This window comes from Streptomyces sp. NPDC039480 (assembly GCF_055597165.1).
The window spans coordinates 439,455-453,670 of the sequence record NZ_JBVITX010000004.1; the positions used below are offsets into that span (position 1 = coordinate 439,455).

The 14,216-nt window shown below is 71.2% G+C and carries 12 protein-coding genes; 8 read left to right on the top strand and 4 right to left on the bottom strand.

Annotated elements, in window-relative coordinates; translation table 11 throughout:
• The first annotated feature begins 37 nt into the window (after positions 1–37).
• On the top strand, positions 38–1,315 hold the full coding sequence (locus ACZ56E_RS15855) for an MFS transporter (protein ID WP_471214526.1): 1,278 nt from the start codon (positions 38–40) through the stop codon (positions 1,313–1,315).
• Here the strand turns inward: ACZ56E_RS15855 and glgX are convergent.
• Complete coding sequence (glgX, locus tag ACZ56E_RS15860) at positions 1,290–3,398, bottom strand: glycogen debranching protein GlgX (protein WP_468602371.1); 2,109 nt, start codon at positions 3,396–3,398, stop codon at positions 1,290–1,292. The two genes, ACZ56E_RS15855 and glgX, sit on opposite strands and share 26 nt — an antisense overlap.
• A gap of 157 nt (positions 3,399–3,555) precedes the next feature.
• On the opposite strand from glgX, the gene ACZ56E_RS15865 reads away from it, so the two are divergent.
• The 4 genes from ACZ56E_RS15865 to ACZ56E_RS15880 all read left to right on the top strand — a co-directional run bounded on the left by ACZ56E_RS15865 (position 3,556) and on the right by ACZ56E_RS15880 (position 7,886).
• Positions 3,556–4,344 (top strand): Tat pathway signal sequence domain protein, encoded by a 789-nt coding sequence (locus ACZ56E_RS15865; RefSeq protein ID WP_468602369.1) that lies wholly within the window; start codon positions 3,556–3,558, stop codon positions 4,342–4,344.
• 63 nt (positions 4,345–4,407) lie between these two features.
• Entirely contained in the window at positions 4,408–5,730 is a 1,323-nt protein-coding gene (locus tag ACZ56E_RS15870) for a copper amine oxidase (protein ID WP_471214528.1), read from the top strand.
• A 101-nt stretch (positions 5,731–5,831) separates the two neighbouring features.
• Positions 5,832–7,073: an SAV2148 family HEPN domain-containing protein gene (locus tag ACZ56E_RS15875; protein WP_468602365.1), complete on the top strand. Its 1,242-nt coding sequence runs from the start codon at positions 5,832–5,834 to the stop codon at positions 7,071–7,073.
• Between the two features lie 102 nt (positions 7,074–7,175).
• Positions 7,176–7,886 (top strand): exonuclease domain-containing protein, encoded by a 711-nt coding sequence (locus ACZ56E_RS15880; RefSeq protein ID WP_471214529.1) that lies wholly within the window; start codon positions 7,176–7,178, stop codon positions 7,884–7,886.
• A gap of 4 nt (positions 7,887–7,890) precedes the next feature.
• Here the strand turns inward: ACZ56E_RS15880 and ACZ56E_RS15885 are convergent, their stop codons facing one another.
• Complete coding sequence (locus tag ACZ56E_RS15885; RefSeq protein ID WP_471214531.1) at positions 7,891–8,754, bottom strand: phosphotransferase enzyme family protein; 864 nt, start codon at positions 8,752–8,754, stop codon at positions 7,891–7,893.
• A 171-nt stretch (positions 8,755–8,925) separates the two neighbouring features.
• On the opposite strand from ACZ56E_RS15885, the gene ACZ56E_RS15890 reads away from it, so the two are divergent.
• The 3 genes from ACZ56E_RS15890 to ACZ56E_RS15900 are packed head-to-tail and all read left to right on the top strand — an operon-like array spanning position 8,926 to position 11,980.
• Positions 8,926–9,849 carry a carbohydrate ABC transporter permease gene (locus ACZ56E_RS15890; RefSeq protein WP_471214533.1) on the top strand — a complete coding sequence of 308 codons (924 nt, stop codon included), beginning with the start codon at positions 8,926–8,928 and terminating at the stop codon, positions 9,847–9,849.
• On the top strand, positions 9,846–10,682 hold the full coding sequence (locus ACZ56E_RS15895; protein ID WP_471214534.1) for a carbohydrate ABC transporter permease: 837 nt from the start codon (positions 9,846–9,848) through the stop codon (positions 10,680–10,682). Before ACZ56E_RS15890 ends, ACZ56E_RS15895 begins: the two co-directional genes overlap by 4 nt.
• A complete protein-coding gene (locus ACZ56E_RS15900) occupies positions 10,679–11,980 on the top strand; it encodes an ABC transporter substrate-binding protein (RefSeq protein ID WP_471214535.1) in 1,302 nt (433 codons plus the stop codon). The genes ACZ56E_RS15895 and ACZ56E_RS15900 overlap by 4 nt, the downstream gene beginning before the upstream one ends.
• 42 nt (positions 11,981–12,022) lie before the next feature.
• Here ACZ56E_RS15900 and ACZ56E_RS15905 read toward each other — a convergent pair whose 3' ends face one another.
• Positions 12,023–12,763, bottom strand: coding sequence for a response regulator (locus tag ACZ56E_RS15905; protein WP_471214537.1), 741 nt, complete (start codon positions 12,761–12,763; stop codon positions 12,023–12,025).
• Positions 12,760–14,082 carry a sensor histidine kinase gene (locus tag ACZ56E_RS15910; RefSeq protein WP_471214538.1) on the bottom strand — a complete coding sequence of 441 codons (1,323 nt, stop codon included), beginning with the start codon at positions 14,080–14,082 and terminating at the stop codon, positions 12,760–12,762. Before ACZ56E_RS15910 ends, ACZ56E_RS15905 begins: the two co-directional genes overlap by 4 nt.
• Positions 14,083–14,216 lie beyond the last annotated feature (134 nt).

The window sequence follows — 14,216 nt, forward strand, 5'->3', positions numbered from 1 at the left end:
ATGCGTGTCCGCCCTACGCCGTCGTTAGCGTCGGACGATGGCTCACAGCACCCGCGACGCGTACCGCACGGTGATCCGGATGACGGGGGCGGCGCTCCCCGTCGTCTCGTTCCTCGGCAGGCTCCCCGTGGCGATGATCCAGTTCGGCAGCGTGCTGCTGGTGACCGAGACCAGTGGGTCGCTGGCCACCGGCGGGATCGTCGCCTGTGCGCTCGCGCTCGGCCAGGTGTCCCTCGGGCCGTTCGTCGGGCGGCTCGCGGACCGGCACGGGCAGCGCGCCGTGGTGCTGGTCCTCTCCCTCGTCAACGCCGTGGCGATCGCGGCATACACCCTGGGCGCCCTCGCGGACCTGCCCACGCCGGGCCTCGTCGCCCTCGGCGCACTGGCGGGCGCGACGATCCCGGGTATCGGCCCGCTGGCCAGGGCCCGCGTCGTCCCGCTGGTGCGCGTCAAGGGCGGCGACGACCGGCTGGCGAGCACCGTGCTGTCCCTGGAGAGCACCATGGACGAGCTCTCCTTCGTGCTCGGCCCCGCCTTCGTGGGCCTCGCGGCCGTGGCGGGCCACCCGGCGTACGCCTTCGGGGCGGCCGCGCTGCTCGTCGCCGTCTGTGGCACGGCCTTCGCGCTGCACCCCACGGGACGTACCCCCAAGGCGGACACCTCCGGACCGGCACGCGCGCGTGGCGCACGCCCGCCGCTGCCGCGCTCCGTGTACGTGGTGCGGGTCGGGCTCCTCTTCCTCGGCGTGCTGCTCGGCGCCTGCGGCGCGGGCATCACCGCGCTGACCGAGGAGCTGGGCCGGCCGGGGCAGGCCGGGCTCGTGTACGCGGCGATGGGCGTGATGAGCGCGGTGGTGGGGCTCTCCATGGCCGCCCTGCCCGAGCGCTTCGGGTTGCTCGCCCGGTGGCGCGTGGCGACGGCGGCCGCGGCGCTCCTGTCACTGCCCCTGGTGTGGACCGACAGCCTGGTGGGCCTCTACGTAGTGGTCACTTTCTTCGGCGCGATCTACGCCCCGAACCTCATCACCGGCTTCGCGCTCACCGAGCGTGCCGTGCCGCCGCGGCGGCTCGCCGAGGGCATGACCTTCGCGGCGAGCGCCTTCGTCGGCGGCCAGGCGGTGACGCTCGCGGTGGCCGGGCGCCTCGCGGAGTCGCACGGCGCGGGGGCCGCGTTCGCCCTCGGCAGCGCGGCCGCGGCGGTGGCGTTCGTGATCGCCCTGATCGCCCGTCACGAACCCCACCGCCCCGACCCGGCCCCTCACGAGCCCCACCGGCCGCCCCGCGCCACCGTCACGCCGGACGCTGCAGCACCGTGAGGCTCCGGTCGGCCAGCGTGAGCCGGTCGCCTGCCCGCACCTTCGGCCCCGGCTCCGGCGGCACCCCGTCCTCGTGCGCCGTGTCGATCACGAGCTGCCACTGACGGCCGTGGTTGACCGGCACCACGAACTCGATGGGCTCGGGCGACGCGTTGAACATCAGCAGGAACGAGTCGTCGGAGATCCGCTCGCCGCGCGGCCCCGGCTCCGAGATGGCGTTGCCGTTCAGGAACACGCTCAGCGCCCTGGCGTGCGAGGCCTCCCAGTCCTGTTCCTCCATCTCCTCGCCCTCCGGGGTGAACCAGGCGATGTCCGACAGTTCGTCGTGCGTGCCCTGGACCGGCCGGCCGTGGAAGAACCGGCGCCGGCGGAAGACCGGGTGGTCGCGCCGGAGCATCGCCATCGTGCGGGTGAAGGCGAGCAGCGAGTTCTCGCCGTCCGGCCAGTGCACCCACGCCAGTTCGTTGTCCTGGCAGTAGGCGTTGTTGTTGCCGCTCTGCGTGCGCGCGAACTCGTCGCCGTGGCTGAGCATCGGCACGCCCTGCGAGAGCATCAGGGTGGCGGTGAAGTTCCGCATCTGCCGGGCCCGCAGCGCCAGGATGTCCGGATCGTCCGTCTCGCCCTCGGCGCCGCAGTTCCAGGACCGGTTGTGGCTCTCGCCGTCCTGGTTGTCCTCGCCGTTGGCGTGGTTGTGCTTGTCGTTGTACGCGACGAGGTCGTGCAGCGTGAAGCCGTCGTGGCAGGTGGTGAAGTTGATCGACGCCAGCGGGCGCCGCCCGTCGTCCTGGTAGAGGTCGGACGAGCCGGTGAGCCGGGAGGCGAACTCCGCGAGGGCGCGCGGCTCGCCGCGCCACAGATCGCGCACCGTGTCGCGGTACATGCCGTTCCACTCGGTCCACAGGGGCGGGAAGTTGCCCACCTGATAGCCGCCCTCGCCGACGTCCCAGGGCTCGGCGATCAGCTTCACCTGGCTGACCACCGGGTCCTGCTGCACGAGGTCGAAGAAGGACGAGAGCCGGTCCACCTCGTGGAACTGCCGGGCCAGCGTCGCCGCGAGATCGAAGCGGAACCCGTCCACATGCATGTCCGTGACCCAGTGCCGCAGCGAATCCATGATCATTTGGAGTACGTGCGGCGAGCGCATCAGGAGCGAGTTGCCGGTCCCCGTGGTGTCCATGTAGTAGCGGGGATCGTCCATGAGGCGGTAGTACGAGGCGTTGTCGAGCCCCTTGTAGGAGAGCGTCGGGCCCAGGTGGTTGCCCTCGGCCGTGTGGTTGTAGACGACGTCGAGGATCACCTCGATGCCCGCCTCGTGCAGCGCCTTCACGGCCTGCTTGAACTCCAGGACCTGTTCGCCGCGGTCGCCCCACGAGGCGTACGCGTTGTGCGGGGCGAAGAAGCCGATGGTGTTGTAGCCCCAGTAGTTGTTCAGGCCCATGTCGACCAGACGGTGGTCGTTCACGAACTGGTGCACCGGCATCAGCTCCAGCGCGGTGACGCCGAGACCGGTGAGGTGCTCGATGATCGCCGGGTGCCCCAGCGCCGCGTACGACCCCCGGAGCTCCTCGGGCAGGTCCGGGTGCAGCATCGTCAGGCCCTTCACATGGGCCTCGTAGAGCACCGTCTCGTGGTACGGGGTGCGCGGCGGGCGGTCGTCGCCCCAGTCGAAGTACGGGTTCACCACGACCGACGTCATCATGTGCGGCGCCGAGTCGAGGTCGTTGCGCTCGTCCGGTTCGTCGAAGTGGTAGCCGTACACCTCCTCGCCCCACTCGACGCGCCCGCTCACCGCGCGCGCGTAGGGGTCGAGCAGCAGCTTCGCGGAGTTGCAGCGGTGCCCCTGCTCCGGCGCGTAGGGACCGTGCGCCCGGAAGCCGTAGCGCTGTCCCGGCATGATGCCGGGCAGGTACGCGTGCCGCACGAAGGCGTCGGACTCGCGCAGCTCGACGGCTGTCTCCGAGCCGTCGTCGTGCAGCAGACACAGCTCCACGCGCTCTGCGGCCTCGGAGAAGACCGCGAAATTCGTGCCGGCTCCGTCATATGTGGCACCTAAGGGATACGCCTGCCCAGGCCAGACCTGCATGAATACGACTCTTCCACTCACGCCCCCGCAAGATGGGGCCACTTCGGCCACAGTCGCCCGGAAAGTGGGGCAACCACCCAGGAGTTGTACCCGTCTAACCGTCTGACCACATACTCGGCTTGCCCACGAATGGGGCGCCAGGGGAGTAGGGGGAGTAGTGCGAGAGATAGTCAGACGCCACCTCGGGAAGGTGGTGGCGGCGACGGCGGTCGCGGCGACCGCCACCGCCGTGCTGGTGGGCGTCAACATGTCGGGCTCGGGGGCAGGTGGGTCGGGGGACCGCCAGGCCAACGCGGCAGCGGCGAAGCAGGACGCCATCGCCAAGGACGGCGTGATCGAGGCCGCGCCCGAGGAGGGCGCGAAGGGCATCGGCAGCGACCCGCTGACCGACGAGGAGATGGAGCGCGCGGAGAAGGCCTCGGCCTCCGGCCAGCTGCGCTCCAGCGCCCGGGACGTCGAGGGGGACCGCGGCCCGCAGCTGCTGTCCACCAACCTCAGCGAGCCGGACCCGGCCGACACCGGCAGCGCGCCGCGCCGCGCCGAAGTCGTCTACTACGACTACAAGAAGGACACCGTCATCACCAAGACGGTCAACGTGGAGACCGGCAAGGTCGAGGACACGGTCACCACGCGGAACGTCCAGCCGCCGCCCAGCCAGGAAGAGCTCGCCGAGGGCGCCCGGCTGCTGATCGCCGACCCGCTCGGCAAGGGCCTGAAGAAGGACTTCAAGCACGCCACGGGCAAGGCCCTGACCGGCCCGCAGCAGCTCCAGCTGAGCGGCATGGTCTTCCGCAAGGAGACCGTCAAGCGCGTGCCGTCCGACCTCACCGAGTGCGGCAAGCACCGGTGCCTCCAGGTCGTCACCAAGGTCAAGAACGGTCCGTGGATCGACACCCGGGCCCTCGTCGTCGACCTGAGCACCCGCACCGTGGGCCGCCTCGGCTGACCCGGCCGCCCGCGCACGACACCACACACCAACTTCTCCTCGTACGAGGGAGTGCACTCCACCATGCACGTCAACAGACTTTCGCGCGCCCGCAAGGGGGCCACGATGGCCCTCGCGGTCTCCGCGCTCCTCGGCGGCGCCGTCGGCGTCGCCGCCCCCGCGTCGGCGGCCCCGGCCACGGCTCCCGCCAAGGCACCCGCGCCCGCGGCCGACTGCAGCGACGCCTACAAGATCGAGCAGACCGTCGACGGCGGCACGACCTGGCGCATGTGCTGGCACTACAACACGCTCTCCGGCCTGATCCTCGACAAGATCAGCTACCAGCCGAAGGGCGAGCCCAAGCCGATACCCGTCCTGACCAGCGCCCGGCTCGCCCAGGTGCACGTCCCCTACGACGACGGCCAGGCCGAGTACGACGACGTGACCGGCACCGACTTCGGGCAGGCCCTGCAGAACCTCAACGCGGGTGAATGCCCCGGCGGCACCATCAAGACCGTCAAGGTCCCGAACCGCGGCAACGTGAAGGGCCTGTGCACCACCACGCGCGCGCGTGGGCACGCGTACCGCCTCAACGACGACGCGAGCACCGGCGGCAACGGCAAGGTCTACTCCGCCCAGGGCAAGGACCTGCTCGTCTACACCGTGAACAAGGCCTCCTGGTACGAGTACATCACCGAGTGGCGGTTCTCCTCGGACGGCACCATCACGTCCAACGTGGGCGCCACCGGCAGCCTCTCGCCGTACGACTACGACGGCGGCGACGACCGCGGCTGGCCCATCGGCAAGGGCCAGCAGGCCAAGGCGGAGAGCCACGCCCACAACGTCTTCTGGCGGCTCAACTTCGGCCTGGACGGCTCCCCGAAGGCCAAGGTCGAGCAGTACGACTCCAAGGTCACCCCGCCCACGGGCGACGGCAGCCCCACCACGAAGACCACCCGCACCAAGGTCACCAAGGAGATCGCGGGCGACCGCAAGGACATGCGCTGGTGGCGCGTGGTCAGCGGGGCCGGCAAGAACAAGGACGGCCACCCGCGGTCGTACGAGTTCGTGCCCGGGGCGAGCAGCAAGCACGCGGGCCGGCCCTTCACCAAGCACGACGTGTACTTCACCCAGTACAAGAAGTGCGAGCAGTACGCGAGCAACAACCCGGGCTGCCCCAACGGCACTCCGGACAGCGTGGACAAGTGGGTGAACGGCCAGACCTTGGACCACCCGATCTCCTGGGTGCACATCGGCTACCACCACATCGCGCGTGACGAGGACCAGCAGCCCATGCCGGTCCACTGGCAGGGCTTCTCGCTGGCCGCCCGTGACGTCACCGCTATGAGCCCGCTCACTCCGCAGGACCTGGCGAACCAGAACGGCCAGCCGCCGATCGGTGGTTGAGAAACCACCCTGCCCATCGGGCTGCACCTCCTGCCGCTCCCGGAGTACCCTTCCTTGATCGTTGACCGGGGGAGAGTCCGGGAGCGGAAGGCGGTGCGCGGGTGAGCTCGGGTGGTCGGGGGCTGCCCCCTGGTGACGAGGGTCACGAGGGGAGCTCCGCGGACGTACCCGCCGGAGCGGTGTCCCTGGCCCGGCCGATGGATACGGGATCCCAGATCGGACCCGAACTGGACTGGGACGCCGACGCCTGGCGCGAGGTCCGTACGCGCGCCCAGCGCGCCGGGCGGGCCTACATCTGGCTGAATCTGGTGGAGCAGCGGCTGCGCGCGGTCGTGGCCGCTGTTCTGCGTCCCGTCTACGAACCCGTCCACGCCGACGACTGGGTCGTCGCCGCGGCGGGCCCCGCCGGGCAGGAGTGGGTGCAGCGGGCCGTCGCCGTGCGCGAGGTGAGCCGCCGCAAGGGGTACCTGCTCGACCCGGCCGACGACAACGTCCTCAGCTTCCTCACGCTGCCGCAGCTGCGCGAGCTGATGGTGCAGCACTGGCCCTGCTTCGAGCCGTACTTCGACGACCGGCGCGACGTCGAGCTCGCCCTCGACGAGCTGGAGGTCACCCGGAACGTCGTCTCCCGCAACCGCGCCCTCTCCGAGGCGGTCCTCGCCCAGGCGGAGCGCGCCTCGGCCAGACTCCTGGACATGCTCGGCTCGGGCACCGACACGCCCTCCGCGCGCCGGCTGCCCGTCGACGCCGTCGAGGACCTGGTCGGCGACCGGTACGCGGACGTGGTGGGCGTCTACGGGGACCGGGTGCGGCTCCTGCGACAGTTCCCCGCCGAGGACATCTTCGGCGGCGCCCGCCGCCTCGACGCGATCGGCATCGGCCTCAACCTCCTCGTGCAGAACTTCTCCGGGCGCCGCCTGGTCAGGCTCGCCGAGTCGGGCTGCCGGGTGCGGTTGCTCTTCCTCAACCCGGCGAGCAGCTCGGTCAAGCGCAGGGAGCGCGAACTGGGCATCAAAAAGGGCGAGTTGAGCCGTTCCGTCGAGATGAACATCCTGCACATGCGCCGCGTCAGGGCGCGGCTCCGGGATCCGGGCGCCTTCGAGATCCAGGTCTTCGACGAGACGCCCCGCTTCACCGCGTACCTGGTCGACGGGGACGGCGCGGACGGCATCGCCGTCGTCCAGTCGTATCTGCGCAGGACCCGTGGGATGGAGGCGCCGGTTCTGGTGCTGCGGGGCGGCAGCCGGGTGGTCAAGTCGGGCGATCCGGGCGAGAGCGGGCTTTTCACCACATACCGCGAGGAGTTCGAGCTGGCGTGGGCGGACTCGCGGCCGGTGTCCTGACCCCGCTCGGCGGCCGGAAGCGGAATGCGGCCCTCGGATTGTCAGTGGCGCATGGGATCGTGGTGGTCATTGGGGGAAAGCACCACAAAGAAGGGGGCGGCCATGGGCTGGCACCAGGAGCTGCTGATCGGTTTCGACCTGGAGACGACCGGGACGGACCCGAGCGAGGCGCGCATCGTCACCGGCGCCGTCATCGAGGTCAAGGCCGGTGAGACGCTGGGGCACCGCACCTGGCTCGCGGACCCGGGGGTCCCGATCCCCGCCGGGGCGGTGGCCGTGCACGGCATCACGGACGAGCGTGCGGCGGCCGAGGGCAGGCCCGCCGACGAGGTCGCGGACGCGCTCGCCGGCGTGCTCACCTCGTACTGGCAGTCGGGCGTCCCGGTCGTGGCGTACAACGCGGTCTTCGACCTGAGCCTGCTCTCCGCCGAGCTCCGGAGGTACGGCCTGCCGTCCCTGCGCGACCGCCTCGGCGGCATCGACCCGGGCCCGGTGATCGATCCGTACACGATCGACCGATCCGTGGACCGCTACCGCAGAGGCAAGCGGAACCTCGAAGCGGTCTGCACGGAGTACGGCGTGCTCCTGGAAGCCGCCCACGACGCCGCGGCGGACGCCCAGGCCGCGGCCCGCCTCGCCTGCGCGATAGCCGACCGCCACCCGAAGGTCGCGTCCCTCGGCCCGGCGGAGCTGCACCGCCGCCAGATCGAGTGGTACGCGGAATGGGCGGCGGACTTCCAGAACTTCCTGCGCAAGAAGGGCAATCCGGACGCGGTGGTGGACGGGGTGTGGCCGCTGAGGGTCGAGGGCTAGGCCCTCAGAAGGGGTACCAGCGGACGGTTGCGTCGCCCTCCCGAAGGGACGCCACCCGCCGACGGAACTCGACGAGCGCCTTCGGATTGGCGGGCGCGTGCTGCGCGACCCACGCGCAGCTGGCCGTCTCCCGGGCGCCGCGCAGCACGGCGCACCCCTCCCACTCCCGCACATCCCAGCCGTAGACGGAGACGAATCCGTCGTAGGCCTCCGGCGCGAGCCCGTACCGATCGCGGGAGAGCGCCATGACGACCAGATCGTGCTCCCGGAGGTCTGAGGAGAACGTCTCCAGATCCACGAGCACGGGCCCACCGGGGCCGACCAGGACGTTGCGGGGCAGCGCGTCGCCGTGGACGGGCCCCGGCGCGAGGTGCGGGGTGAGCGCCGCCGCGGCGACGGCGAACCCGTCCCTGCGCTCGCGCAGATAGTCCGCGTCGGCCGGATCGATCGTGTCACCGGCGAGCCGCAGCCACCGCTCCACACCGCCGAGCAGTTCGCGGCGCGGGAGCTCGAAGGAGGGGGAGTCCAGTTCGTGCACGCGACGGATGAGCGCCGCCACATCGCGCGGCTCCGCGGGGCGCACCGCCTCGGGAAGGCGGTGCCAGAGCGTCACCGGATGGCCGTCCACCAGGCGCGCCTCGGTCTCGGCGGCCCGCACGGCGGGGACGCCGGCCTTCTCCAGCCACGCGGCGACGGCCAGCTCGCGCCGTGCCCTCGCGAGGAGTTCGGGGGCGGCGCGGCCGACCTTGGCGACCAGCTCGCCGACGGCGAACACCGCGTTCTCACCGAGCGCGAGCAGCCGGGCCCCGCTCACCGGAATCGGCAGCTCCGCCGCGTCCAGTACGTCTCGCGCCCGCGCCTCGTCCATCCCGTGCCTCCCGCACCTGTTACCCCGTTCGCCCGACAGTCTCGCATTCGCACAGGCCAACCGGTGTGCGAGGGCGCGCAGCTCCTTGACGTATCAAGAGCACATCAGCACGATGACGGAGGCCGCCCGGGCGGCCGAACCCCAGCCGAGCCGCCCGAAGGAGCCGATTCCGTGACATTGGCGACCGCGACGAAGCGGTCAGCGAGAGGTGCGCCGGGACGCGGGGGCGCGGACCACGGCGCGTGGTTCCTCGTGCTGCCCGCACTGATCCCGATCCTCGTCCTCAGCGTCGGCCCGCTCCTCTACGGCATCGCGCTGGCCTTCACCGACTCCCAGTCGGGCCGCACCGAACCCACCCAGTGGATCGGCGCGCTCAACTTCCAGGACCTGCTGCACGACACGCTGTTCTGGGACTCGTTCAGGATCGGCCTGCTGTGGGCCTTCGGCGTCACCGTGCCGCAGTTCTTCCTCGCCCTCGGCCTCGCCCTCCTGCTCAACCAGCCGCTGCGGATGCGCTGGCTCGCGCGGGCCCTCGCGATCGTTCCGTGGGCGATGCCCGAGGTGGTCGTCGGCATCATGTGGCGGCTCGTCTACCACCCGGACGCCGGCGTGCTCAACGAAACCCTCTCCAATGTCGGCCTGGGGGAGGGCAAGGACTGGCTGACCGGCACAGCCACGGCGCTGCTCGCCGTGATCGTCGTCGGCATCTGGGCGGGCATGCCGCAGACCACCGTCGCGCTGCTCGCCGGACTGCAGAACACCCCGCGGGAGCTGCACGAGGCGGCCGCGATGGACGGCGCGGGCGCCTGGCGCCGGTTCCGCACCGTCACCTGGCCCGCGATCAAGCCCATCGCCCTGGCCATCACGGCGCTCAATTTCATCTGGAACTTCAACTCGTTCGCCCTGGTCTACGTCCTCACCCAGGGCGGCCCCGGCGGCCGCACCCGCCTGCCCATGCTCTTCGCCTACGAAGAGGCCTTCCGCTACGGCCAGTTCGGCTACGCCGCCGCCATGGGCTGCGTGATGGTCGCGGTGATCTCCGTGATCCTCGCCTGCTACCTCGTCGGCCGCCTGAAGGGAGGCGACGAGGCATGATGCGTACGAAGAAGTCGACGCGCGCCGCGCAGTACGTGGCGCTCGCCGCCTATCTGGTCTTCCTCGCCTTCCCGTTCCTCTGGCTGATCTCCACGGCCTTCAAGCCGGCCCGGGAGCTCGGCAGCCTGCACCCCACCTGGATCCCCGAGGATCCGACCCTGGAGAACTTCCGGCAGGCCTTCGACGAGCAGCCGCTCCTGCGGGCCGCGGGCAACTCGCTGATCGCGGCGCTCAGCGCGGCCCTGATCGCGGTCGTCATCGCCACCCCGATGGCGTACGTCATGGCCAGGCACCGCAGCCGCCTCGCGAAGGCGGCCACCGGCTGGGTGGTGATCAGCCAGGCGTTCCCGTTCGTCCTGGTCATCATCCCGCTGTTCCTGATCCTGAAGAACCTCCACCTGATCAACTCGCTGGTCGGTCTGATCATGGTGTACGTGGTGTGGTCGCTGCCGTTCGCGCTGTGGATGCTCGTCGGGTACGTCCGCGCGGTCCCCGCCGAGCTGGAGGAGGCCGCGGCGGTGGACGGCGCGAGCCGGGTACGGACGTTCGTGTCGGTCGTCGCGCCGCTGCTCGCGCCCGGCATCGTGGCCACGGCGATGTTCGCCTTCATCACCGCGTGGAACGAGTTCTTCTTCGCCCTCGTTCTACTCAAGACCCCGGAGAAGCAGACCTTGCCGGTCATCCTCAACCGCTTCATCGGCTCGGAGGGCGTCGCCGACCTCGGGCCGCTCGCCGCGGCGGCGTTCCTCGCGACCATCCCCTCGCTGGTCATCTTCGCCATCATCCAGAAGCGGATCACGGGCGGCATGCTGGCCGGGGCGGTGAAGGCATGACACGCACGCGCACGGCCCCACGCCTGCTGGCCGCCGCCACGGCCCTCGCCCTGCTGCTCACCGGCTGCAGCGGCGACTCCGGCGACGACGACGGGAAGATCACCCTCCAGTTCCAGTCCCTGGCCTGGCAGAAGGAGTCCGTCGACGCCAACAAGGCGCTCGTCGAGGAGTGGAACGCCACCCATCCCGACGTCAAGGTCGAGTACGTCCAGGGCAGTTGGGACAGCGTCCACGACCAGCTGCTCACCTCCTTCGAGGGCGGCGAGGCGCCGGACATCATCCACGACGCGTCGGACGACCTCGCCGACTTCGCGTACGGCGGATATCTCGCGGACATCGGCGACCTGCTCCCCGAGCGGCTCAAGTCCGACATCCCGCGGCGCAGCTGGGAGACGACCACCTTCCAGGGCAAGGTCTACGGCGTGCCGTTCCTCCAGGAGCCGCGCGTCCTGATCGCCAACGCGAAGTGGCTCAAGAAGTCGGGCGTACGGATCCCGACGCCCGAGAAGCCGTGGAGCTGGGCGGAGTTCCGGAAGATCACCAAGGAGCTGGGCGACGGCACGGACGGGAAGTACGGCGTCGCCTGGCCGCTCAAGGAGCCGGTCTCCGCGACGCTCAACCTCTCGCTGTCCGCCGGCGGAAAGATGTTCCACCGGGGCGCGGACGGCAAGGTCGACGTCCGCTTCGGCGCGGCCGACGCGATCATGCCGCGCACGGTCCACGACCAGGTGAACAACGACAAGAGCGCGTCGGGCACGACCCTCGGCATGGGCGGCTCCGACACGCTGCCCGGCTTCTTCGGCGGCAAGTACGCGATGGTCCCGCTCGGCTTCTCGTACCGCCAGCAGATCGTCCAGCAGGCGCCCGAGGGCTTCGACTGGCAGGTGCTGCCCGCCCCGGCGGGCGCGGAGGGGCTCGCGCAGGGCGTCAGCCCGCAGACCCTGTCCGTCTCCGAGGACAGCCCGCACAAGAAGGAGGCGGCCGAGTTCATCGACTTCTTCCTCCAGCCGGACAACATGGTGAAGCTCGCGCGCGGCGACTGGATGCTGCCGACCGGCAAGGAGGCGCTGAAGGACCCCGCCCTGCGCACCGAGAAGGACGACTGGGCCGCGGGCACCGCCCTCGCCGAGGACCTGCGCCCGGCCCCCGCGCAGACGGTGCGCGGCTACCCGGAGTGGAAGGACAAGGTCGCGACACCCGCGCTCCAGGAGTACTACAGCGGGGCGATCGACCTCGACGAGCTCAGGAAACGGCTCGTCGAGGACGGGAATCTGGTCCTCAAGAGGTATCAGCGGTAGGCCGTCGGCGGGCCCTCGACGCGGGGTTCAGGGCCGCGGGGTTCAGGGGCGGAGCCCGTGGTTCTGGCCCGCCCGCACGAGCCCCGATTCGTACGCGGCGATGACGGCCTGCGCGCGGTCGCGGACGCCCAGCTTGGCGAAGATGCCGGTGGCGTGGTTCTTCACGGTCTGCACTCCGATGGCCATCTGCTGCGCGATCTCGCTGTTGTCGAGGCCCGCGGCGATCAGCCGGAGCACCTCGACCTCGCGCGGGGTGAGCCCGGAGATGCCCCCGGCCGGCGGGTGCGCGGCCGGGGCCGGGGCCGGGGTCACGAAGGTGGCGAGCAGCCGGGTCAGCAGCCGCGGGGCGACGACGGCCTCGCCGCGGTGGACGGTGCGCAGCGCGGCGACCAGCTCCTCCGGGGAGACGTCCTTGGGCAGGAAGCCGGAGGCCCCCGCCCGCAGGGCGCCGACCACGTGCTCGTCCATGTCGAAGGTGCTGAGCGCGAGGACCCGGCACCGGGGCAGCTCGGCGGCCAGAATCTCGGTGGCCCTGACCCCGTCGAGCACCGGCATGCGGATGTCCATCAGGATGACGTCGGGGCGCAGTTCGCGGGCCGCCGCGATGGCCTGTTCGCCGTCGCCCACCTCGCCGACGACGTCGATGGCGGGGTCCGAGCGCAGGATCAGCGAGAGGCCCCGGCGCACGAGGGGCTGGTCGTCGGCGATGAGCACGGTGATCCGCTCGGGTTCGCCGGTCTGCTCGGGCTGGCCACCGCGCTCGGCCTCGGAGGTGGAGGTCATCGCGTCCCGTCCTTGTCGTGTGTGCCAGAGGTACCGGCAGTACGTGCAGTACCAGAAGTGTCAGCTGTGTCGCCCGCGTACGTATCGGCCGCGTGCGTATCGCCCGCGTACGTGTCGGCCGCGTGCGTGTCGGCCGGCAGCGGCACGCTCGCGACCACCTCGAACCCGCCTTCCGCACGGCTGCCGACGCGCAGGGTGCCGTCGTGCAGAGCGATGCGTTCCCGCATGCCGAGGAGACCGTATCCGCTGCCCGTGACGCCCCCGCCGGGCGCCCTGCCCGCAGTGGCGCCCGCCCCGGCGCCGTCATCGGTCACCTCCACGGTGACGCGGTCCGGCAGATAGGCGAGCCGCACCGTCGCACGGGCGGGCCCCGCGTGCTTGCGGGCGTTGGTCAACGCCTCCTGCGCGATGCGGTAGAGGGTGAGGCCGACGGTCATCGGCAGCGGGCGGGGCTGCCCGGTGACGTGGAGTTCGGCCGGCAGGCCCGCCGCGTTCGAATCGGCGACGAGCCGCTCGATGCCGTCCACCCCGGGCTGGGGTTCCGAGGGCGCCTCCTCCAGCGTGTCCGTGCTGCGCAGCACCCCGAGGAGCTGCCGCATCTCGTGCAGCGCCGTGCGGCCGGACTCCTCCAGCGTCACCAGCGCCTCGCGGGCCGTGTCGGGGTCGCGGTCCAGGGTCGACCTGGCCCCGCCGGACATCAGGTACATGGTGGTGATGTGGTGGGCCACGATGTCGTGCAGCTCCCGCGCGATGCGACGCCGTTCCTCGGTCACCGCGCGGTCGGCGAGCAGCCTCCGGTTGATGTCGAGCTGCGACTGCCACTGCCGCACGGCCAGGCCGACGCCGACGATGAGACAGGGCGTCACCAGCAGGTCGGTGATGCCCATGCCGATGAAGGGCACGTCGTTCTGCCAGTGCCGCGCGAGCTGCACGGGACCGGTGGCGACGACACCCAGCAGCAGGGTCCACCGCCCGCTGTACCTGGCCACGGTGTAGAGCCCGATCGTGACGGCGGCGCCGTACGTGTTCGACACCGGCTCGCCCGGGTCGACGGCGAGCCCCAGGTTGACGGCCAGCTGCACGGCCAGGGCCGCGCCGAGCGCCGGCACGGGGTGGTGGCGCCTGAAGAGCAGCGGGACCACGGAGACGGCGATGAGCAGGACGCCGAGCACGGTGACCGGTGCGTCGGGGCCCTCTTCGCCCGGGACGAGGTAGGCGAGCAGGTCGAGGGTCACGGCGAGGGCGGCGACCACCACGTCCCCCGGCGTCGGCCGCACCCCGCGCGTGGGCGGTACCGTCGGGAAGAAGTCGCGGGCCATCCTGGCGCCTCCGAGTCGTACGTCCGGCGGGCCCTGGTGTCCCGTCTCTCCGCACCATTAGATCCCGCGCGACGGAGCCCCGAGTCGGCACGGTGGCGGTTCTTCCGACCAGTACTGGAGTACTGCCCGCGAGG

Coding starts and splice junctions, on each gene's coding strand:
- ACZ56E_RS15855 (WP_471214526.1), top strand. CDS start 38: ATGGCTCACAGCACCCGCGACGCGTACCGCACGGTGATCCGGATGACG.
- glgX (WP_468602371.1), bottom strand. CDS start 3,398: ATGCAGGTCTGGCCTGGGCAGGCGTATCCCTTAGGTGCCACATATGAC.
- ACZ56E_RS15870 (WP_471214528.1), top strand. CDS start 4,408: ATGCACGTCAACAGACTTTCGCGCGCCCGCAAGGGGGCCACGATGGCC.
- ACZ56E_RS15880 (WP_471214529.1), top strand. CDS start 7,176: ATGGGCTGGCACCAGGAGCTGCTGATCGGTTTCGACCTGGAGACGACC.
- ACZ56E_RS15885 (WP_471214531.1), bottom strand. CDS start 8,754: ATGGACGAGGCGCGGGCGCGAGACGTACTGGACGCGGCGGAGCTGCCG.
- ACZ56E_RS15895 (WP_471214534.1), top strand. CDS start 9,846: ATGATGCGTACGAAGAAGTCGACGCGCGCCGCGCAGTACGTGGCGCTC.
- ACZ56E_RS15900 (WP_471214535.1), top strand. CDS start 10,679: ATGACACGCACGCGCACGGCCCCACGCCTGCTGGCCGCCGCCACGGCC.
- ACZ56E_RS15905 (WP_471214537.1), bottom strand. CDS start 12,763: ATGACCTCCACCTCCGAGGCCGAGCGCGGTGGCCAGCCCGAGCAGACC.
- ACZ56E_RS15910 (WP_471214538.1), bottom strand. CDS start 14,082: ATGGCCCGCGACTTCTTCCCGACGGTACCGCCCACGCGCGGGGTGCGG.